This is a genomic window from Streptomyces sp. NBC_00286, assembly GCF_036173125.1.
Taxonomy (GTDB): Bacteria; Actinomycetota; Actinomycetes; order Streptomycetales; family Streptomycetaceae; genus Streptomyces.
Map to the genome: position 1 here is coordinate 4,315,633 of NZ_CP108054.1, position 19,750 is coordinate 4,335,382.

Annotated in this window: 25 protein-coding genes and 3 pseudogenes; 18 read left to right on the top strand and 10 right to left on the bottom strand. The window is 70.2% G+C overall.

Going from position 1 to position 19,750, the window contains the following annotated elements:
* Positions 1 to 15 precede the first annotated feature (15 nt).
* The gene (locus tag OHT21_RS19500) at positions 16 to 582 is read left to right on the top strand and encodes a carbonic anhydrase (RefSeq protein WP_328769625.1); all 567 of its coding nucleotides are present in this window, start codon (positions 16 to 18) and stop codon (positions 580 to 582) included.
* Between the two features lie 42 nt (positions 583 to 624).
* The gene (locus tag OHT21_RS19505) at positions 625 to 1,080 is read left to right on the top strand and encodes a DUF3093 domain-containing protein (protein WP_328769626.1); all 456 of its coding nucleotides are present in this window, start codon (positions 625 to 627) and stop codon (positions 1,078 to 1,080) included.
* A gap of 431 nt (positions 1,081 to 1,511) precedes the next feature.
* On the opposite strand, the gene OHT21_RS19510 is transcribed toward OHT21_RS19505, so the two are convergent.
* Positions 1,512 to 1,724, bottom strand: coding sequence for a hypothetical protein (locus OHT21_RS19510; RefSeq protein ID WP_328769627.1), 213 nt, complete (start codon positions 1,722 to 1,724; stop codon positions 1,512 to 1,514).
* Between the two features lie 155 nt (positions 1,725 to 1,879).
* Here OHT21_RS19510 and OHT21_RS19515 point away from each other — a divergent pair, with 155 nt between their 5' ends.
* Positions 1,880 to 2,617, top strand: coding sequence for a DUF1775 domain-containing protein (locus OHT21_RS19515; protein ID WP_328769628.1), 738 nt, complete (start codon positions 1,880 to 1,882; stop codon positions 2,615 to 2,617).
* A gap of 197 nt (positions 2,618 to 2,814) precedes the next feature.
* Positions 2,815 to 3,309 carry a DUF6174 domain-containing protein gene (locus OHT21_RS19520; RefSeq protein ID WP_328769629.1) on the top strand — a complete coding sequence of 165 codons (495 nt, stop codon included), beginning with the start codon at positions 2,815 to 2,817 and terminating at the stop codon, positions 3,307 to 3,309.
* Positions 3,310 to 3,483: 174 nt separating this feature from the next.
* Here the strand turns inward: OHT21_RS19520 and OHT21_RS19525 are convergent, their stop codons facing one another.
* The 3 genes from OHT21_RS19525 to OHT21_RS19535 form a co-directional block, all read right to left on the bottom strand.
* Positions 3,484 to 3,900, bottom strand: coding sequence for a DUF6281 family protein (locus OHT21_RS19525; protein ID WP_328769630.1), 417 nt, complete (start codon positions 3,898 to 3,900; stop codon positions 3,484 to 3,486).
* Positions 3,901 to 4,048: 148 nt separating this feature from the next.
* Positions 4,049 to 4,207, bottom strand: coding sequence for a hypothetical protein (locus OHT21_RS19530; protein ID WP_328769631.1), 159 nt, complete (start codon positions 4,205 to 4,207; stop codon positions 4,049 to 4,051).
* Between the two features lie 52 nt (positions 4,208 to 4,259).
* Entirely contained in the window at positions 4,260 to 4,505 is a 246-nt protein-coding gene (locus tag OHT21_RS19535) for a hypothetical protein (protein ID WP_328769632.1), read from the bottom strand.
* Between the two features lie 219 nt (positions 4,506 to 4,724).
* Between OHT21_RS19535 and OHT21_RS19540 the strand changes: the two genes are divergently transcribed.
* Positions 4,725 to 4,916, top strand: coding sequence for a hypothetical protein (locus tag OHT21_RS19540; RefSeq protein WP_328769633.1), 192 nt, complete (start codon positions 4,725 to 4,727; stop codon positions 4,914 to 4,916).
* An 8-nt stretch (positions 4,917 to 4,924) separates the two neighbouring features.
* Here the strand turns inward: OHT21_RS19540 and OHT21_RS19545 are convergent, their stop codons facing one another.
* From OHT21_RS19545 to OHT21_RS19560, 4 genes are all read right to left on the bottom strand, one after another.
* The gene (locus OHT21_RS19545; RefSeq protein WP_328769634.1) at positions 4,925 to 6,985 is read right to left on the bottom strand and encodes a copper resistance CopC/CopD family protein; all 2,061 of its coding nucleotides are present in this window, start codon (positions 6,983 to 6,985) and stop codon (positions 4,925 to 4,927) included.
* A gap of 84 nt (positions 6,986 to 7,069) precedes the next feature.
* A complete protein-coding gene (locus OHT21_RS19550; RefSeq protein WP_443050394.1) occupies positions 7,070 to 7,588 on the bottom strand; it encodes a hypothetical protein in 519 nt (172 codons plus the stop codon).
* 327 nt (positions 7,589 to 7,915) lie between these two features.
* On the bottom strand, positions 7,916 to 8,305 hold the full coding sequence (locus tag OHT21_RS19555; protein ID WP_328769635.1) for a hypothetical protein: 390 nt from the start codon (positions 8,303 to 8,305) through the stop codon (positions 7,916 to 7,918).
* Positions 8,306 to 8,681: 376 nt separating this feature from the next.
* A complete protein-coding gene (locus OHT21_RS19560) occupies positions 8,682 to 9,434 on the bottom strand; it encodes a cytochrome c biogenesis CcdA family protein (protein WP_328769636.1) in 753 nt (250 codons plus the stop codon).
* Between the two features lie 244 nt (positions 9,435 to 9,678).
* Between OHT21_RS19560 and OHT21_RS19565 the strand changes: the two genes are divergently transcribed.
* From OHT21_RS19565 to OHT21_RS19575, 3 genes and pseudogenes are all read left to right on the top strand, one after another.
* Positions 9,679 to 9,846, top strand: coding sequence for a DUF305 domain-containing protein (locus OHT21_RS19565; RefSeq protein WP_443050395.1), 168 nt, complete (start codon positions 9,679 to 9,681; stop codon positions 9,844 to 9,846).
* A 158-nt stretch (positions 9,847 to 10,004) separates the two neighbouring features.
* Positions 10,005 to 10,313: pseudogene (locus OHT21_RS19570) on the top strand (TetR family transcriptional regulator C-terminal domain-containing protein); the annotation flags it as partial.
* A 320-nt stretch (positions 10,314 to 10,633) separates the two neighbouring features.
* Positions 10,634 to 10,993 carry an AfsR/SARP family transcriptional regulator gene (locus OHT21_RS19575; protein ID WP_328769637.1) on the top strand — a complete coding sequence of 120 codons (360 nt, stop codon included), beginning with the start codon at positions 10,634 to 10,636 and terminating at the stop codon, positions 10,991 to 10,993.
* A 402-nt stretch (positions 10,994 to 11,395) separates the two neighbouring features.
* Here the strand turns inward: OHT21_RS19575 and OHT21_RS19580 are convergent, their stop codons facing one another.
* Positions 11,396 to 11,596: a hypothetical protein gene (locus tag OHT21_RS19580; RefSeq protein WP_328774465.1), complete on the bottom strand. Its 201-nt coding sequence runs from the start codon at positions 11,594 to 11,596 to the stop codon at positions 11,396 to 11,398.
* Here OHT21_RS19580 and OHT21_RS19585 point away from each other — a divergent pair.
* The 10 genes and pseudogenes from OHT21_RS19585 to OHT21_RS19630 all read left to right on the top strand — a co-directional run bounded on the left by OHT21_RS19585 (position 11,504) and on the right by OHT21_RS19630 (position 18,343).
* Entirely contained in the window at positions 11,504 to 11,794 is a 291-nt protein-coding gene (locus OHT21_RS19585) for a MerR family transcriptional regulator (protein WP_328774154.1), read from the top strand. The genes OHT21_RS19580 and OHT21_RS19585 overlap by 93 nt on opposite strands.
* Positions 11,712 to 11,906, top strand: a complete 195-nt coding sequence (locus OHT21_RS19590; protein WP_328774155.1) for a hypothetical protein — start codon at positions 11,712 to 11,714, stop codon at positions 11,904 to 11,906. The genes OHT21_RS19585 and OHT21_RS19590 overlap by 83 nt, the downstream gene beginning before the upstream one ends.
* The gene (locus tag OHT21_RS19595) at positions 11,887 to 12,261 is read left to right on the top strand and encodes a hypothetical protein (RefSeq protein WP_328769638.1); all 375 of its coding nucleotides are present in this window, start codon (positions 11,887 to 11,889) and stop codon (positions 12,259 to 12,261) included. The genes OHT21_RS19590 and OHT21_RS19595 overlap by 20 nt, the downstream gene beginning before the upstream one ends.
* Positions 12,262 to 12,280: 19 nt before the next feature.
* Positions 12,281 to 12,538, top strand: a pseudogene (locus tag OHT21_RS19600) (YnfA family protein); the annotation flags it as partial.
* Positions 12,539 to 12,680: 142 nt separating this feature from the next.
* Positions 12,681 to 13,019 (top strand): annotated as a pseudogene (locus OHT21_RS19605) (sulfite exporter TauE/SafE family protein); the annotation flags it as partial.
* 451 nt (positions 13,020 to 13,470) lie between these two features.
* A complete protein-coding gene (locus OHT21_RS19610) occupies positions 13,471 to 15,696 on the top strand; it encodes an acetate--CoA ligase family protein (RefSeq protein WP_328769639.1) in 2,226 nt (741 codons plus the stop codon).
* 373 nt (positions 15,697 to 16,069) lie between these two features.
* A complete protein-coding gene (locus OHT21_RS19615) occupies positions 16,070 to 16,885 on the top strand; it encodes an enoyl-CoA hydratase/isomerase family protein (protein ID WP_443050396.1) in 816 nt (271 codons plus the stop codon).
* Positions 16,886 to 16,969: 84 nt separating this feature from the next.
* On the top strand, positions 16,970 to 17,587 hold the full coding sequence (locus tag OHT21_RS19620; RefSeq protein ID WP_328769640.1) for a flavin reductase family protein: 618 nt from the start codon (positions 16,970 to 16,972) through the stop codon (positions 17,585 to 17,587).
* A 91-nt stretch (positions 17,588 to 17,678) separates the two neighbouring features.
* Positions 17,679 to 17,948: a hypothetical protein gene (locus OHT21_RS19625; protein WP_165258188.1), complete on the top strand. Its 270-nt coding sequence runs from the start codon at positions 17,679 to 17,681 to the stop codon at positions 17,946 to 17,948.
* Between the two features lie 128 nt (positions 17,949 to 18,076).
* Positions 18,077 to 18,343: a PIN domain-containing protein gene (locus OHT21_RS19630; protein ID WP_328774157.1), complete on the top strand. Its 267-nt coding sequence runs from the start codon at positions 18,077 to 18,079 to the stop codon at positions 18,341 to 18,343.
* On the opposite strand, the gene OHT21_RS19635 is transcribed toward OHT21_RS19630, so the two are convergent.
* Positions 18,330 to 19,682 (bottom strand): MFS transporter, encoded by a 1,353-nt coding sequence (locus tag OHT21_RS19635; RefSeq protein WP_443050397.1) that lies wholly within the window; start codon positions 19,680 to 19,682, stop codon positions 18,330 to 18,332. The two genes, OHT21_RS19630 and OHT21_RS19635, sit on opposite strands and share 14 nt — an antisense overlap.
* Positions 19,683 to 19,750: the final 68 nt, after the last annotated feature.

Here is a 19,750-nt window from a genome sequence, read left to right on the forward strand (position 1 = left end):
CGGGGAGGCAGCACCATGCAGTACCTGATCGACCAGGCACGTGTCTTCCGCGCCCGCGCGGCGGCCCACACCGTGGACCTGGCCGACGTCGCCCGGCGCCACCGGCCGCGGGCGATGTTCATCTCCTGCTCCGACGCCCGCGTCGTACCCGCCCTGATCACCGCCGCTCAGCCAGGAGACCTCTTCGAACTGCGCACATACGGAGGGGTGATACCTCCATACGACGCGAAGACGCCGACCGGCGAAGGCCGGACGATGGAGTACGCGGTCAGCGAGCTGCACGTCTCGGACATCATCGTCTGCGGCCACTCGCACTGCGACGTCGTCACCGCGGCGATGCACAACAGCCTGGCGACCTCCGGCATCACGGAGTCCGACGACGACTCCGCCCCGCTGATCGGAGACCTCACCGCCACCGGGCACTGGCACGTCCTGACGCAGCTCGACGCGCTCAGCAACTACCCGTGCGTCGCGCCCCGGCTGGCCGACCGGTCGTTGCAGCTGCACGCCTGGTTCCACGACATCGACACCGGCACGACCCTGGCCCACCACGCCCGCGCCAGTGCCTTCCTGCCCCTGTGAACAGCCCCACCCGACCCGACGTATACGACAAGGTGAACGCCCGTGACCGCCCCCAGCCGACTCGCCTACGACGAACGCCTGGCCGCCCCGAGAATCTGGTGGGCCATCGCCGTCCTCTTCGGCCTCTCCCTGGCCCTGGTCTTCCTTCCCTACGGGCTGATCGCCGCGCTCATCGCCATGGCCATCGGCACCTGTCTGGCCGGGATGTACGTCAGCGCACAGGGATCGACACGCATCCGGGTCACCGGCGACACGTTGTTCGTAATGGACGCTCGCATCCCGCTGACCGCGTTGGGGCAGCCGGAGGTCCTCGACGGCGAGGAAGCGCGGGCCTGGCGGACGTACAAGGCGGACATGCGCGCGTTCATGGTGATGCGCAGCTTCATCCCCACCGCGGTGCGCGTCGAGGTCCTCGACCCCGACGACCCCACCCCGTACCTCTACCTCTCCACCCGGACGCCGGACCGGCTCGCCAAGGCGATCGGTGAGCGGGCCTGACCGTGCGGCGTCGTACCACTGTTGCCAGTACGGACGCCACCCGGTAGGGAAAGATGAGCGACCGTGCCGCGTGATCAGGTGACCGGGCATGAGGGACGTGCCGGAACAGGCCGGGCCAGCCGCGCGGGAGCATGCACACGGGCCGGTCTGTTCGCCGTGCTCGGCACCGTGCTCGCGACCTTCGGTCACCACGCGATCGCCGAAGGCACGGTGCCCTGGCGGCTGGTGGGCGCGGCGATCGTGGCCCAGTTCGTGGTGGTCTGGCCGCTGGCACGTCGCCGCTACGGGCCGGCCGCGACCGTGGTGGTCACGCTGGCGGTGCAGGGTGTGCTCCATCTGGCGCTGTCCTTCGCGGACGGCGACACGCAGGCGGCGGTGCCGGGGCACGCCGGGCATCTCGCTGCCGCCGCGGGGGACGGTCACGCCTGGCATCACGCCGGAGCGGCGATGACGACCGTGCATGCGGCCGCCGCGCTGGTCGTGGCCTGGCTGCTGCACCGGGCGGACGCGCGGATGACGGCCGCGCTCGGCACACTCCGCACGCTCGCCAGAGCGGCCGCGACCGCTCTGGCCCAGGTGCTGCCGCGACCGGTGTACGACACCGGCCGGGTGTTGTTCACGCTGCCCGGCCGCCGACCGGGCACCTCCTTCGAGCTAGTGCCACAAGCATGGGACGACGTACTGGAGCACGCGGTGGTGCGCAGGGGACCACCGCGGCGGGAGCACTTCCGCTCCGTCACCGGTCCCGGCATCCGCGGGACCGGTCTTTCCCGTATCAGCAAGGAGTTCCCCTGTGTCCATGTCCACCCATCTGGTGGCCCATGCCGGTCGCCGCATCGCTCTCGCCGGTGCCGCCGCGCTGACTGCCACGCTCACCCTGGCCACACCGGTCGCCGCGCACGCGGAGGTCGAGGCCGACAAGCCCCAGGCCCTGGCCGAGAAGGCCACCCTCAGCTTTGTCTCCGAGGCCGAGTCCGACACCGCCGGCTTCACCGAACTGCGCGTCGTACTGCCCGAGGGCATCGCTCCCGGTGACGTCACGCTCGACGAGGCTCCCAAGGGCTGGAAGCTGAAGGCCGCCGACGACGGGTACACCGTCGGCGGCCCCGCCCTGAAGACCGGCGTCGACGCCGAGCACAAGATCAAGATCCGGCAGCTGCCGGACGCGAAGGAGCTCGCATTCAAGACCGTCGAGACCTACAGCGACGGCGAAGTCTCCCGCTGGATCGAGCTGCCCAGCGGCGGCGAGGAACCCGAACAGCCCGCGCCGGTCCTGACGTTGAAGGCGGCGGCACCGGGCGCCACCCCCCTCAGCCCGAGCCCCACCGCAAGTGAGACGCCCACCCCGACCCCTACCCCCTCGGTCACCGAGTCGGCCACCACGGCCGCAGGCGCCGAAACCGAGAACACAGCCGCCGAGGAGGACGAGGGAAGCTCGGCCGGCGTGATCATCGGCGGGGTGGTCGTGGCCCTGCTGGTGCTCGGTGGCGGAGCATGGTGGCTGGCCAAGCGGCGCACCGCGTCGTCGCACAATTGACCCACTGCCTGCCGCGTCTGTGGGGCGGGACCCCTTCCGCCCCACAGACGAGTTCGGCCGATCAGGCAATACGAACGACCGCGATACGAGGCACACGGCAGCAGCTGCTCGAGGACGCAGGGGCCGCGATCCGGCCGAACGCTCTCGGGATGGCCACCGTCATAGCGGTAGCCGTCTCGGAGGGATCCACCATGCCCATGACTGCCGTACGCTTCGGTCCCCGTTTCATGTCCGCTGCCGTACTGATCGGGGCGCTGATGTGCGCCACTGCTGCCTGTGGCACCGAGGCGTCGACGTCCTCTGGATCCGCCGAGGGGACTGAGCCGAAGAGCGCCATCGGACAGAGTGAGATCACCTGGGAGGAGCCCGCCTCGTACGCGTACACGCTGACGTCGAGTGAACAGGCCCTGCATGGGACCTTCCGGGTGACGGTCCGAGACGGCAAAGCGGCAAAGGCCGTCGGCCTTGACGACAACGGCCGACAGGCGCTGCAGCAGGTACCTGGTCAAGTACCCACGATCGGCGACCTGTTGGAGAGGCTTGAACAGGCCCGGCGCGACAAAGTGAATACGGCGGAGGCGGAGTACGCCGGCGACGGGCACCCGGTACGGATCACCCTGGACGGGAACGAGAACACGATCGACGACGAAGCCCTGTACGTCATCAGCGCCTACGAACCAGCCATGAGCTAGGCCGTGACGGCGGACCGTTCAGCGAGGTGAGCCTGAGTCAGTGCACGCCCACTGCCTGGTTCGCGGCCACGAGATGGTGCGGCAGCCCAGCGAGGTTGTGGTGCCACTCAGCAGCCGACGTGGACCGGGACCAGTGCCGGGCGCCATCTACGCGGCGGAGCCCCGCACTCGGCATCAAGAGCGGTTGATCAGTTTTCTGACCTCGGAAGGAATCTCGTTGCCGGAGTGGACGGCGACGAAGCGAGCGTCACCGGGTTCTTCTCCCACCGCGATGGCGATGCTGGGATCCAGCCCCTCGACCGCATAGGCGGTCGTCGAGGTCGGCGTTGTCCGACCGTCGTCATCGTCGTTCGGTGTGTCGTCGCATGGCGGGAGGGTGGCGGGACCGAGCTTGTCCTCAACCGTGAAATCGATGTTCGCCACATCCGAGTACGTACGGTTCTTGTAGTCGACCAGGAACGCACAGGACGACGCGGACTCGCCGCCATCGTCGTCGCTCGACGACGTACAGGCGACGGACACCGCAAAGGTGGCTGCCGCCAGCAGTGTGCCAATGGATCCGCTCCGGCCGACCGGGAGTACGGCTTTCATCGAATGTGCCTCCTCGCGGAGCATCAGCTCCGGCTCAGTAGATACCGCGCAGGCCGAGGACATCACCCCTGCCAGCGTCCTGGCCTTGGTCGTGCACCTGAACGAGCTTCCGTACGTGGTGAGGTTCTCGTGCGCCCGGTAGGGCCTTTCAGTCCGAAGACGTGTCCGGCCTCATGAGTACGACGGTGCGGATATGGAATCCGTTCACGCGGCTGCTGGTCGGCCTGTCCGTGAAGCCGTCGTCGTGAGCGTTGGAGCGGACGCCGGCCTCGCGCACGTCGTCCGCCTCGTAGCTCGTGCAGGCCACGAAGTCGGCCTTGTGCGCGTCGGCCTGGTCGGCGTAGCCACAGTTGTTGCGGCTAGGGCATCGACCCGTCCGTGACCTCAGTACCGGCGTGACGGGCATCGGACGCGTTGCGCGGAACTTCGGCGGGCGGCGCGGTGAGCCGGGCGCGGCGCAGGGCCGGGGAGGCCGCGGCGACCGCCAGTGTGGCCACGACGCAGACCAGGCCGCCGGTGACCACGGCGGTGCGGGCGCTGGTCAGTTCGACGAGGAAGCCGACGGCGGCGTTGCCCAGGGCCGGCGAGACGCCGGCCTGGACCATCCACAGGCTGCTGACCGGTCCGCGCAGTTCGTCCGGTGTGCCGTGCTGGAGCAGGGCCGAGCACAGGGTCCCGGAGATGGGTCGCCCAGCCCGGCGAGGGCCAGCAGGGTGAGGGCGAGTGGGAGGTACGAGGTGGCGCCGAAGCCTGTCAGGGGCAGTCCCCACACCAGGACCGCGCCGATCAGGGCGTGACCGCCGGCGCGGCCGGTCCAGCCGCTGGTGGCCGCGCCCGCCCATCTGGAACTCGCGGATCTGCAACAACTGCCGCCGCCGTGGCTGCGCTCCGAGACGGAAGAGAAACTGCCTTACCTGAAGCGGGTCAGCGAGTTGGATCCCGACTCGCCCGACACGCTCTTCGAGTTCTCCCTGGACGTCTGCATCGACGGGATCGCGGCCCGTGCGCAGGCTTGAGTGGCCGGTCAGTAGTCCGGTAGTGGCCTGATGGTGACGTCCTTCGAGACGGTGACCTGGTCGATGTCGGTGGTGCGCACGGTAAGGCGCATGGTCCAGGTGCCGGGCAGCGGAAGCCGCAGGCTCTCCGTCCACCAATAGCCCTTCCTGTCCACGAGCTTCGCGTCCAGCGGGCCGATCCGCTGGGCGCGATGGGTGAGGGTGAGACGGAGTTCGGGAACGGTGGAGACACCGGTGTCGGGTCCGAACACCAGGGCCTGCACCGTGTTGTCGCCGACCTGCCCCGGGTCGAAGGTGATCTGCACCTTGCCTTGCCCGTTCGGCGTACCGACGTCGAACGGGACCGTCGCCACCGCCGCCGGGGGCCGCCGGGACGCGGTGGCAGCTGCGGCGCTCTCCTCGGCGGCGCGGCTGGGCTGGGTTCCGGTTAGCACGGTGGTGATCGCCAGGACGACGACACCGAGGACGGCTTCGGCGGCGACCGACCGGCGCAGCCCGCGCCGGTACCGGTCGGAGGGGGACGGAGGGCCAGAGGAGCCGGACGCGGACGGGGAGGAGCCGGACGGGTCGGGGTCGGACAGGTTGCAGTCGGACGGGTCGGGGCTGTCGGTGGGATCGCCCGGGCCGGGTGGCCCGGCATTGTCCCCGCCCCCGGTTGTGCCGCTGCCCGAGGAGGCGCTGACGCCCACGCGCTCCGCCACCCGTACGCGTTGCGGCTCTGCCGCCGAGTGGGCTTCCGTCGTCTGCGGTTCGTGGCCGAGTTGCGCGGTCCACCGGCGGGAGAACGCAGCCGCGGTCAGCACCAGGAACACGGCGGCGACCTTGAGCCTGAGGAGATTGCCGTACTCGGTGGTGGTGAGCGCGTCCAAGGAGCCGAGCTGCCGCCAGGACTGGTAGACCCCGGTGACAACCAGGACGGCGACCGCGGTGAATGCCAGCCGGGAGAAGCGCGCGACTGCCGCTGCCGGGATCACCGTGCCGGCGGGTGCCCGGAACAGGGCGAGGGTCAGCGCGACCAGACCGCCCAGCCACACCGCCATGGCCAACAGATGCAGCACGGACCCCGGGATCGCCAGCGGCACTTGGATACCGGTGGAGGCGTGCTCGGCCGCGGCCCACGTGAGGGCCAGGCCCAGGGCGAACAGCGCGCCCGCCGCACGTGCCCCGGTACCGAACTGCGAATTGTCGGCGGGCAGAGCGGTGGCGCCCACGGTGGACGGCGTGTCCGTACCATCGGCTGCGTCGGCGGCGGACTCGTGCCGTGTCTGCTCGGCCGTGCGGCGGTGTCGGGCGGTGAACAGCGCCGCGAGGGCGCCTGCGCCGGCCAGCAGCAACAGCCGTGTGCCCAGGGCCGCCCCGGTCCTGCCGGTGATGGTCCGGCCCAGGAGCGAGAGGTCGGCCACCGCGCTGAGACCTTGTCCGGTCTCGTAAGGGCCGCGGAGCAGCAGCAGGACGACGGTGGAGGCGGCCAGCGTCGTCCAGCCGCCGATCAGCAGCTTGCGCAGCGGGCGCAGCCCGGCCGCGGCGGGCCAGCAGACGAGGGCGAAGACGGCGACACCGATGAGCAGGGCGAGGCCGCCGTACGCGACGTAGCGGAAGAAGCCGTAGAGGCGGGAGGCGGCGCTGTCGTCCGGGGACTCGTCCGGCACTGCGGCGGTGGCGGCGGATGGTGTGCCGATGGAGAAGGTGAACGCGCCCGAGACTGGATGGCTGTCCGCGGAGACGACCCGCCAGGACACAATGTACGTACCCTCGGCCAGCTTCCCGCGCAGCAGCACCCGGGCGGTGCTCCCCTTCCCGCCCGCGTGCGTGATCGCGCCGCGGTCGACCCGCTCGTTCTTCGGGGACAGTACGCGCAGGGAGCCGTCGGAGAGGCTGACGTTCTCGGTGAAGGCGAGCGTGATGTGTTGCGGGGCCGTCTTGAGGACGGAGGTGTCGGCCGGTGCGGACCGGGTCAGGGTGGCGTGGGCGGAGGCCGGTCCGGCGCCGCCGAAAAGGAGGGCGAGCACGGCGCCGACCAGGAGGAGGGCGGTCAGCGGTGTCCTGGTCCGGCGCGATGCCGTGGGCATGAAGGAGCCTCCGGGTGGGTGGGTCGTACGGTGCGGTCGTGGCCCGGCCCGTGCGGGCTGCGGTGGTCGGGGGCGGAGCTGCCGCTACGACGTGCTCGGCGCCGGTGTCGGGCCGATGCCTTGCAGTTGCTGAATGGTCCCGCCGAGCTTGGTACGGAACTGCTCCAGCATCTCTGGCTCTTTCGCGCTGAGGATCCAGCGCGTGCCGACCAGGTACTTGCCCCCGTAGATGGCGGCGGAGTCCAGCCAGGTCTGCTTGTACTTCTCCTCGGGGAAGGTGGTGATGAGGTAGTCGACCTTCTTCGTGTGGCAGAGGCCCTGGCGCAGTTGGTCCGCCTCGATGCGGATCTTGGGCTTGCAGCCGGTCAGGTTGGCGATCACCTCGACCTTCGCAGGGGCCACGGCGGCCACAGGGCTGGTCGAGGGCTTGCGGTCCACCGCGGCACCGTCCTCGCCCCCGCTGCAGGCCGTGGCCAGAGGAAGGAGGGCCAGGCTCACGGCCAGCGCGGCACCGCGTATCAGGCGGGCGGTGGGCAGGGTGCGGCCGGTGCGTCCTCGCTCTGATTGGTCCGACTGCTCTGACTGTTCGGGATGGTGTGGCACGTGCCTCTCCGTTTCCGGGCTGTTCCCGTCCGCGGTCGGCGGCCAGGAACACGACAAGCGGTACGGGTGAATGCTGGTTACCGTTCACCCCATATGTCACGGAAAGTCCGTAGGGCGGTAGGCGAGCCGCCCAGGACCGGTCTTTACGCCGAGGCGCGGGTGCGCTCGGTTGAACGGTGTGGGCACCACGCCCGCACCGGAGTCGTCGATCTGCTGCGCGCCGTCCGGGTACGCGTCAACGAGCCGTGCCGAGCCGTCGGTTGAACGCTCGGTCGGCGACGGTGGTGCGTACCGGTGGCGGGGAGGTCGCGCGGAGCACGCTGCCGATCAGCAGCGGAAGGTCTGCAGGGTGGCGAGGTCGGGCGTAAGTCCGCCGCCGGGGTTCCAGACGTCTCTCGCCGCCCGGGGATGCGCCATGCCGGACACGATGACGAGGGACGCAATCGTCGCGCTCGCGCTCGCGTCCTCGGCGAGCGACGGCGGCTCGACGAGGTGAACTGCCCGGGGCGGCATGGCAAGAACGTCGTCGGCGGCCTCGTGGTACTGCGACCCGGTACCGGCGTGAGCCGCGGCGGACACGGAACCCTGCGCTGTCCTGGATTCTGATTCGATTGCGGGTGCCACGGCGGACACCGCGCCCGGAGTGGCCGAGGAGTGGTGGGGCAGTCCGAAGTGCAGCAGGACGGCAGCAGCCAGCAGCACGGCTGCCGCCGCCATGCGCCGCATCACCACCGGACCCCCGGATGTCTTCCTCGTACCGACACCGGAACGTTACCGGCCCGCTTCCCTCGAACATGCTGAACTCCCGGGTAGGAAAGGTGACATGAGCAACACCGGCACGCTCGTTGCAAGAGCAATTGCCCGGTTCGGAGGAGCTTGCCGGGTGTAGGGAGCCCGTGAGGAACGGGCGGCACTGCACCGCTGTCCACAGACGGCGGTGAGGCGGTGCAGGACAGCGATGGCTCGGTCGACGGGCGGGCCGCCCATGCACAGGGCAGGGGCGGGGCGGCCGGTTCCGCTCAACAGCGGAGGACGAGGGAGCCGGATGGCGCGTCGGGGACGAATGCATCCCTCGCGGCGGGTGACTTGAACGTCAGATGCCCACGGTGAAACCCGCGGACCAGGACTGCATCCGGCTGATGAGGTCGCTCCAAACTCCGGTCACCATCAGCAGCCCCATCGCGATCATCATGCCGCCGCCGACGCGCATCACCCACTGGTAGTGGCCCTTGACCCAGGCGAAGACACCGAGCGCCTTGCGGAAGGCCAGGCCCGCGGCCAGGAAGGGCAGTCCGAGACCCGCGCAGTACGCGACGGTCAGCACGGCCCCGCGGCCGGCACTCGCCTCGCTGAACGCCAGCGCCTGCACAGCGGCAAGGGTTGGGCCGATGCACGGGGTCCAGCCCAGGCCGAACAGCATCCCCAGCATCGGGGCACCGGCGAGGCCGGCAGTCGGGCGCCGGTGCAGTCGCCACTCGCGTCGGATTCCCGGTAGTACGTCCATGAACGACAGGCCCATCACGATGGTCAGCGCACCGAGGATCCGGATGAGTGGTTCTTGGTACTCCATCAGCGTGTTGCCCGCGTAGCCGAACGCGGCCCCGAACGACACGAACACCGCCGTGAACCCGGCCAGGAACAGCAGCGTGCCCGCCATGATGCGCCCGCGCCGGGCCTCGGCCAGATCCGCGCCGCTGACCCCCGTGACGTACGACAGGTAACCGGGTACAAGCGGCAGTACGCACGGGGAGAAGAAGGAGACAGCCCCGGCGAGCGCAGCGATCGGCAGCGCCAGCAGCAGTGAGCCGCTGACGACGGCGGCGTCGAGTCCGGCGGCCAGAGGCATCACTCAGTCTCCTTGCGTCCGGGGCGAGTTGAAGGGGCCGTCACAGAGGCCGTTACGCGCCCGGGCCCGGCTGGGGAGGGTCGTCACCGAGCCGGAGCTCACCTCATAGGCGCAGGCGCGCAGCCATCATCGTGCCGTCCTCCGTGCGCGGCACGATGCGTGCACAAGAGCCTCGCACGGTCGATCAGCGGCCGTGCGGCCGGGTTGGGCTCCCGGACCGGAACCGCATACCAAGCGACAGCTCATGATCAACCACCATATGGGCGGAGTGGACATGGCCCGCGCCTGCACCCAACAGTCCGAGGTGAAGCCAGAGAAAAAGCTCGCCCAGGGCATGGCCGAGGCCCAGCAGTCGGAGATTCAGCTCATGACCGACATGCTCAGGGAACGTGGCGCCGCGCCCAGGCAATGACGCCGACCGTGGGACGCCGTCGCCCGGCGGCGTCCCACGAGCCTCAAGCCCCGGTCACAGCGCAAGTCCCCTCTGCAGACGGCATCCAGTCCGATGATCAGCAGCCCTGAGGTGAGAGCGAGGAGGCCGAGCCAGCGGTAACCGGAAAGGAGCCCGAACGCGCCCCCCTTGCCTTGGAATTGCTCTCGCTGGCGCGGAGCATTCCTGACATCAGGGACTGCTTCAGCACTCACCACGAGCACTACGTCGTGCGCGTACGCGCGCTGCTCATCGAGGCATGCGTGACAGCCCCCGAGCCCCCGGAGGAAGCCCTGCCGCGGGCCGACGCCGCGGCACTCGCCCTGGCCTCCGTCATAGACGGCCTTGTCCTGCGCTGGACATTGGCGTCGACGCCTTTCGACCTGGAGCAGCGCCTCTGGGAGGCCGCCGAGGTGATCATTCAGGGCGTACGGCAGCCCGCGGCTTAGCCGGTGCGTGTGGGGCTCGTTGGCGTGCAAGACGGCTTGGACGAAGTCGGTGATGCGAGTGGTGCTGCACCGCCGCTTCCGCAGCAGTCGCCAGGTCTTGAGGGGACGGGGTGAACGCGAACGCCGACCGGCGCGATGCGGTGCGGTCCGGTTCAGTCACGGTTCAGCGGCGTTCGGCCATCCCGGGCACATGCGGCCGGTGTGTGTCTGGCAACAGGTGAGTAGTGCGCGTCATTGTGGACACCGAGGGCTTAGAGCGACGACGCGCCCCACCGGCGGGCCGTGGGGACGGGAGCCTTGGGGGGCAGGTGGAGTTCCGTGTGCTTGGACCGGTCGAGGTCTGGTCGCGGGGGCAGAGGCTGGGGCCGTTCCCGCAGAAGCCGACGGCGCTGCTGACTGCTGGGCTCGTGGACGCGGGGAAACTGGTGTCGGTCGACCGGCTGGTCGACGCCATGTGGGGAGACGATCCGCCGGCGTCCGCCGCGAAGTTGGTGCAGGCTCACATCGTCCGGCTGAGACAGGTACTGCACCGGCCGGGCGCCCGAGAAGTGATCTTGACGCGCCCACGCGGCTACCTGTTCCAGCCGGAGGAGGGGCGGCTGGATCTTCAGGCCACGCTCATCGGCGTCGGCCGACCCGCCCGCGAGGCGGCACGCCAGATCGCGGACCAGATGCGCTAACACCGGCCGGCCAAAGCGGACGCCGCCCCTCGGCATATTGGCCGGTGGGCCGGGGTTGCATCCGGTACCCAGGTACAGGTTTGCCTTCAGGTTCCAGGCCACTTCAGCCTGAGATGGCGATGACCGAGATGGGGTGCGCGATGACGTCGTGGGTGCCGGAGGCATGCAAGCTGCCGACCGTCGAGCAGCCGCTGCGGATCGCGGAGTTCGACGCGCTGTTCGCTTACGCGCTGATCGGCCTCAGCAGGCAACAGCCCGGCCGGGTGCGCCTGGTGCTGCACCAGACGGTGGAGGAACGGGCCCGGGAACTCGCGCAGCGGGAGACCGGCTGCTGCTCCTTCCTCTCCTTCACCTTCCACGGCGATGAGCAAGGCTGGCTGCTGATGGATATCAGGGCCCTGCTCAGTACGCCGCGGTCGTCGAGGCGCTCGCGGTGCGGGCCGAGGCCACGCGGACGGCGTCATGAGTGCAGGGACGCTGCGCAGCGGGCAGGTCGCCGAGGCCGCCGGGGTGAACCCGCAGACACTGCGCTACTACGAGCGACGCGGGCTGCTGCCCGAGCCGCAGCGGTCCAACGGTGGCCACCGGATGTATCCGCCGCATGCGGTCATCGTGCTGCGGGTGATCAAGGCCGCGCAGCGCCTTGGCTTCACCCTGGAAGGAGGTGGCCGAGCTGCTGGAGACCGGGGTACACCGGCACGGCCGCCGCGACGCCGGTCTGCAGCAGCAGGCCCAGCAGAAGATCGCCGAGATCGACTCGAAGATTGCCGACCTGACCGTCATCCGCGCCTTCCTCGCTGAGGCCGTCGCGGCGGGCTGCGACGACCTGACCCTGTGCGCGACAAGCCCCAGCTGTCCGCTGCCGTTCGCCGACCTCGCTGAGGAGGATCGCCATGGCGGACCGTGCTGCTGATGCTCAACGTGCTGGGCGGGCGCCGGGCGTCCTGGGTGCCCTGGGTGCCCTGGGTGCCCTGGGTGCCCTGGGTGCCCTGGGTGCCCTGGGTGCCCTGGGTGCCCTGGCAAGTCTCGCCTGCGTGGCGTGCTGCCTGTTGCCCCTGCTGGTCGCGGTCGGCGTGCTGGGTGGCGGTGCCGCTGCGGTGGTCGGCTGGCTGCCCGCCCTGGCCCTGGCGTTGGCCGTGGCGGCGGTCGGGACATGGTGGCTCGGTAGGCGGCGCGAGAGGAAAGGCTGCTCCTGCGCGCGGTCGGCGGCCGGGAGCGCGTGTGGGTGCCCGGGCAAGGCCGCCCCGGCGGCGGGCGGGCGCCCGTGACCTGGTTGGAGTCGCGCGCGTGACCGTCGCACGTTCCGTTGCCCTGTTCGTCGTCGCCGCGCTGTTCGAGATCGGCGGCGCCTGGCTGGTGTGGCAAGGCGTGCGGGAGAACAAGGGCTGGATCTGGGCCGGTGCCGGCGTCATCGCCCTCGGCGCGTACGGGTTCGTCGCCACCCTGCAGCACGACGCCGATTTCGGCCGCGTCCTCGCCGCCTACGGCGGCATCTTCATCGCCGGATCCATCGCCTGGGGCATGATCGCCGACGGCTACCGACCATGTTCGTTGGCCTCGCGCTCGTGTCCGCAGCAGCCTGTCTCATGGCACTCCAGGCGGCACCCGCCCCACCGGCCTCGGTCACGCGCTGACCGCACCCCGGCCACATGGCGATACGGCCCGGCGAGTTCGGGAGGCTGCCGGTATGGACTGGCGGACAGGGCTCGGCGGTCTGACCGCCGGACTGCTCATCTCGGTGGCGACCGCGCCGGTCGGCGTCTCGGGGGCACGTCTTCGCCGTCCCCAACCCCTCCGTGACGCCGACCAATCCGCTCTTCAACGTCGCGGCCAGGCCCGGAGCGCTGTGGCGGTATCGGAAGAACGGCGCACTGCGCGGACCACTCGCCCGACATCTAATCCTTGGGTGCCCGGCGTAGTCGTCGGCGCGGTCATCCGCGTCTTCGCCCTCCCTGGACCGGCCGTCTTCCGCGTCCTGATCGCCGCGCCGCTTCTCCCCCTCGGAGTGTGGCTGTGCACCGGCACCCGCACGGAAACTCCGGCTGGAACATCGGCGTTCTGGCGCTTGCCGTGAGCCTCACCGGCGGGATCTAACGGAAGGTTCGCCATGGCACAGCTGCTCTCAGCGCATCCGCCTGGACACTGAACCAGTCGAGGTCCTCGCGCGTTCTTCCACTCGTTTCACGGAAACTCAGCATCACCGAGCCGCGCCATCCGCCTCACGCCCCCTCAAACGTCGGGAAGGGCAGGCGTCCATCTCAGCGCACGCCGGAGGATAAGGGCATCACTCCCACGGGTACACCTGAGACGGTGGGTAGACACTGGGCGCCTCAGCCGAGAACTGGGCGTCAGCGTTGAGACCCTACACACGTGTCCGCCACAACTTCTTTGCGTGCAGGCCGGTTCCTGACGAGGCGTCAGTTCAGTAATCTGACACTACGTCAGTTATTGGCAGTCACACAGGAGCGGGCGGACCGATGCTTGGATCAACCCACGGCACCCTCACCACCGACTCCCGCCGGGCCCGGGTCATCGCCTGCGGCGAGCAACCGGCACCTGCCGTACACGGCAGGCCTGCCGCCACCGACGACCTCGACGTCAGCGGCCGGCCGCTGTACGCCGGCGTACCCGACCTCGACCGCTTCTTCCGCCCCGAGTCCGTGGCCGTCATCGGCGCCTCGGATGCCGAGGGGCGGCCGAACACCGGCATCACCAGGCAGTTGCTCTCCTGGGCCGAGCGGGTCGGCGCCCGGCTGCACCCGGTGCACCCCACCCGTCAGTCCGTCTTCGGCATATCCTGCGTCCCTTCTGTCGCGGACCTGCCCGAACAGGTCGACCTGGCCGTGCTGCTGGTCTCCGATCCCCTTCCTGTGGTCGAGGAACTCGCCGAGGCCAAGGTGAAGTTCGCGGTCGCCTTCGCCTCCGGGTTCGCCGAGACCGGAGCGGAGGGCGCCGCCGCGCAGGCCCGCCTCGCCGCCGCCGTGGAGCGCTCCGGGCTGCGGCTGCTCGGGCCGAACACCAACCTCAACGCCTTCGAGAGGTTCCGCGACGACCTGGACGGTCCGGCGATCGCGCTGATCACCCAGTCCGGGCACCAGGGGCGTCCCGTCTTCACGATGCAGGAGCTGGGCGTACGGCTCTCGCACTGGGCGCCCACCGGCAACGAGGCCGACCTGGAGACCGCCGACTTCATCTCCTACTTCGCCGAGCAGCCGGAGGTCGGCGCCATCGCCTGCTACGTCGAGGGACTGAAGGACGGCCGCGCCTTCATGCTCGCCGCCGACCGGGCCGCCCGGCGCGGTGTCCCCGTCGTCGCGGTCAAGGTCGGCCGCACGGAGACCGGCGCCCGCACGGCCGCCTCACACACCGGCAAGCTGACCGGCGCCGACGCGGTGGTGGACGCGGCGATGCGGCAGTACGGCGTGATCCGCGTCGACGGGCTCGACGAACTCCAGGACACCGCGGCCCTGTTGGCCCGCGCCCGCCCCCTGAGCCCCGACGGCGTCGTCGTGTATTCGATCTCGGGCGGCACGGGCGCGCACTTCTCGGACCTGGCGACAGAGGCGGGGCTGCCTCTGCCGCGGCTGTCGGACGCCAAGCAGGCCGAGCTGCACCAGTGGATACCGGAGTACCTCGATGTCGCCAACCCGGTCGACAACGGCGGGCACCCCGTGGGCGACTGGCGTGGCCGCAAAATCATCGACGCGATCCTCGACGACCCGGCGGTGGGCGTGCTGATCTGCCCGATCACCGGGCCCTTCCCGCCGATGAGCGATCAGCTGGCGCAGGACCTGGTGGACGCGGCGGAGCAGACGGACAAGCTGGTGTGCGTGGTGTGGGGATCGCCGGTCGGCACCGAGTCCGCGTACCGCGACACCCTGCTCGGCTCCTCCCGCGTCGCCACCTTTCGCACCTTCGCGAACTGCATCACGGCCGTCCGCGCCCACCTCGACCACGCCCGCTTCACCGCCTCGTACCGCTCCCCCTTCGACGAGGCGCCCCGCACGCATTCGCCCTCCTACCGCAAGGCCCAGGCGCTGATGCGGCCAGGACAGCAGCTGAGCGAGCACGCGGCGAAGCAGCTTCTGCGGGCGTACGGAATCCGCGTACCGCGCGAGCAGTTGGTGACCAGCGCGGCGGCGGCCGTGCGGGCGGCCGGGCTCGTCGGCTACCCCGTCGTGATGAAGGCCTCCGGCGCGCAGCTCGCCCACAAGACCGAACTCGGCCTGGTGAAGGTCGGGTTGACCTCCGCCAGTCAGGTCCGCGACGCCTACCGGGAGCTGACCGACATCGCCCGCTACGAAGGCGTCTCGCTCGACGGGGTCCTGGTGTGCCAGATGGTCGATCCCGGAGTCGAGATGGTCGTGGGCGTCACACAGGACGAGCTCTTCGGGCCGACCGTGACGGTCGGGCTCGGCGGCGTTCTCGTGGAGGTGCTGCGGGACACGGCCGTGCGCGTGCCGCCGTTCGGCGAGGAGCAGGCGCGGGCCATGCTCGACGAGCTGCGCGGGCGCGCGCTGCTCGACGGGGTCCGCGGGCGCCCCCCGTCCGACCTCGACGCGCTGGTCGAGGTCGTCCTCCGGGTGCAGCGCATGGCGCTCGAACTCGACGGCGAGCTGGCTGAGCTCGACATCAACCCGCTGATGGTGCTGCCCAGGGGGCAAGGGGCCGTCGCGCTGGACGCGATGGCGGTGTGCCGCTGAGGCGAGCGGTCCTCGCCACCGCCACCTCCATCCCCACCGCCACGCAGCAGCGCGAACGGCTCCCGCAATACCGCGTGCGGCTCCGACGGTCCCGCGAAGGGCGCCGGCGATCCCGCCAAGGGCGCCGACGATCCCGCGCACGGCCCCGACGGTTTCGCGTACAGCGCCGACGGCCCCGCGCACAGCACCGCACGTTCCGCGCACGGCAACCTTCACCCCCCGTACGAAACGGAGCACCCCCATGTCCGACTCCCCCCGTGAATCCCGTGAATCCCGTGAATCCCGTGAACCCCACGAATCCCCTGACTCATCCCACTCGTCCCGGAGCGCCGGTCCCGACCAGCGCTCCGGCCCCGAAATTTCCCTCGAGTCATTGGTACGGCACGCCACTGACAATCAGGTCGCGTGGATCACCCTCAACCGGCCCGAGGCGATGAACGCCATCACCTCTGACCAGCGAGAACGCCTGATCCAAATTTTTTCCGAGGCCTCCGCCGACCCGGACGTACGGGCCGTCGTCCTCACCGCGACGGGCCGCGGTTTCTGTGCGGGCGCCGACCTGCGGTGGGGGTCCCCCCGCTCGAGCGAAGCCGAGAGTGGGGGAGGGCCGGTCGCCGCGGAACGGGTCGCCGGCGATGTGGCCCGGGTCATCCGTCTCGGCGCCCAGCGCCTCATCGCCGCGGTTCTCGACTGCGAGAAACCGGTGATCGCCGCGGTGAACGGCACCGCGGCGGGAATCGGCGCGCACCTCGCGTTCGCCTGCGACCTGGTGATCGCCGCCGAGCCTGCCCGGTTCGTGGAGGTGTTCGTACGGCGCGGTCTGGTGCCCGACGGGGGCGGTGCCTACCTCCTCCCCCGGCTGGTCGGACCGCAGCGGGCCAAGGAGCTGATGTTCTTCGGCGACGCGCTGAGTGCCGCCGACGCCGAACGCCTCGGGCTCGTCAATCGCGTCGTACCGGCCGAGGAGCTGGAGAAGACGGCCCGCGAGTGGGCCGAGCGCCTCGCCGCCGGGCCTACCCGGGCCCTCGCCCTCACGAAGCAGCTCGTCAACGCCTCCCTGGACTCCGAACGTGCCACCGCGTTCGCCGCCGAGGCCGCCGCGCAGGAGATCAATATGACGACGGCGGATGCGAAGGAAGGGGTGGCGGCGTTCGTGGAGCGGCGCGGGGCCGAGTTCAGCGGGCGCTGAGGGGGTTTGGAGGGTCCTGGAGGGGCTTCTGGATGGCCTGAAGGCTTCCTATCTGACGGTGCGTCAGGTTCAATGGAGGGCGTGATGGGACACGCAGGGATGGCCGCCGCAGCCGTCCGTTACCTCAGGTCGGCCGGGGTCTCCACCGTCGCGGGACCGGTCGAGGCCTTGCCGCGGCCAGATCTGCGGGCTGTCGGGGACGACGAGCGGGCGCCGGTCGATCAGGGCGAATTCCGGCGCGTACTGGGGAACTTCGCGACCGGGGTGACCGTCGTCACCGCACCCGCCGCCGACGGCGAGGGCGGCCCCGCCGGTTTCGCCTGCCAGTCCTTCTCCTCCCTCTCCCTCGATCCGCCGCTGGTCGTGTTCATGGTCGCGCGTACGTCGACGACGTGGCCGCGGATCGCTCGCGCGGGCGTGTTCTGTGTGAACGTACTGGCGGCGCACCAGGGCGAGTTGTGCCGCGGGTTCGCGGTGACCGGGGCGGACAAGTTCGCGGGGGTCGTCTATGACGCGGCCCCGGTGTCGGGGTCGCCGCGGCTGGAGGGGGCGCTCGCGTGGATCGACTGCGCGATCCATGCGGTGCACACCGGCGGGGACCATCTGATCGTGGTGGGGCGGGTGCAGGCGCTGGGGGCGACCGACGGTGATGGCGCGCCTTTGCTGTTTCATCGGGGGCGGTTCGGACGCTTGAGCGACTGAAGTGGGGATTTCCCGGAAGCCGTTCATCAGTGCGAGTGATTCGTAGGATCAGGGCTGTCACTGTGCGTGTGGGTCGGCTTACCGTCTAGGCATGAACGAACCAACACGGATCGATATGTCCGAGCTCAATGAGCCCGGCGCGATGACCCGCCTCGTCGCGGGGCCCGGCCCCATCGAGGTCACCGACCACGGCGAGGTCATCCACGTACTCGAGCGGTATGACCGCCCGATGCGCGCCGAGGAGCTCATTGAGTTCTGGGAATCGGGCGGAGGCATCGACCGGGAGATGCTGGACGAGATCGACGCCTTGTTCTCCGGCTCGGACGAGTACACCGAGAGCGGAGACGAAGCCGCCTCATGAGCGCCACCTACGCACTCGCGGACACGTCGGTCTTCGTGGCCCGCGAGACCGGCCGCAGCATGGCCTCTCCCCTCCCGCGCAATGTCTTCATCTCGCCGGTCACGCTGGCATAGCTGTCCCTGGGCGTCCTGGCCTCGCGCGACGACGCGACGCGAGCCCGCCGCCTGTCCACCCTCACGGTCGCGTCGAGATATACGGTGCTCGCCCCTGATCGCATCGTCGCCTCCGTGTGGTCACAGATGATGACCGAAATCGCGAAGGCAGGCCGATCGATGCCCAAATCCCGCGTCAACGACGCCTGGATCGCGGCCACCGCTCGCATGCACGACCTCCCCGTCATCACCCAAGACGCCGGCTTCACCGCCTTCCCCGGCGTCCAGGTCATCCGGGTGTGACCGCGAGGCCGGTCGCCCCCACCGCCGGCCTCCTCCGGATCACCAACGCCATCAGCGCCGCCACCGCGCACAGCGCCCCCGAGGCGTACCAGACCACGTCGTACGAGCCGAAGGTGTCGCGGGCGAAGCCGCCGAGGAAGGCTACGAGGGCCGCGCCCACCTGGTGGGAGGCCAGAACCCAGCCGAAGACGATCGCGCTGTCGTCGCCGTACTGCTCGCGGCACAGGGCGAGGGTCGGCGGGACGGTGGCCACCCAGTCGAGGCCGTAGAAGACGATGAAGAAGACCATCGGGAGCTGCACCGAGGGCGCCAGCAGCATCGGCAGGAAGAGCAGCGATATGCCGCGCAGGGCGTAGTAGACGGCCAGCAGCCGCCGCGGCTCGAAGCGGTCCGTGAACCAGCCGGAGGCGATCGTGCCGACGACGTCGAAGACCCCGATGACCGCGAGCAGCGAAGCCGCCGCCGTGATCGGCATGCCATGGTCGTGGGCGGCGGGCACGAAGTGCGTCTGGATCAGGCCGTTCGTCGACGCGCCGCAGATCGCGAAGGTGCCGGCCAGCAGCCAGAAGGGGCCCGTACGGACTGCCGAGAAGAGGACGTTCACCGTGCGGCGGGCGGCGCCGGGCACGGGCGGCGGCTTCTCCACGAACTCCGGTGAACCGTACGGCTTCAGCCCCACGTCCGCCGGATGGTCCCGCAGCAGCAGCCATACGAAGGGGACGACGGCGAGGGCCGCCAGCGCCACCGTTACGGCGGCGGGACGCCAGTCATGCTCGGAGACAATCCACGACAGCAGCGGCAGAAAGATCAACTGTCCTGAGGCCGAGGCCGCCGTGAGGATTCCCGTCACCAGTCCGCGCCGCTCGGTGAACCACCGGTTGGTGACCGTCGCCGCGAACGCCAGCGCCATCGAGCCCGAGCCCAGCCCGACCAGCAGTCCCCAGCACAGGATCAGCTGCCAGGCCGCCGTCATCCACACGGTCGTGCCCGAGCCGATCGCGATCACGAGCAGAGCGACCGCGACCACCCGGCGGATCCCGAAGCGGTCCATCAGCGCGGCGGCGAACGGCGCGGTGAGCCCGTACAGCGCGAGATTGACGGACACCGCGAGCCCGATCGTGCCGCGCGACCAGTGGAACTCCTGGTGCAACGGATCGATGAGCAGGCCCGGCAGGGAGCGGAAGGCCGCGGCGCCGAGGATCGTCACGAAGGTGACGGCGGCGACGAACCACGCACGGTGCACGCGCACGGTCCGGCGCCGCTTTCTCTCGCTCTCGGGTTCCTGGTCCTGGACTGCTGAGGCGTCCTGAACATCTGAGGCTTCGGGAGTCTGCGTCACGTCATAGAGCTTCTGTGCTGCGACGACCGCGATCGAGTGGCCCGAGGGACAGCATTCGCTAGGATCGG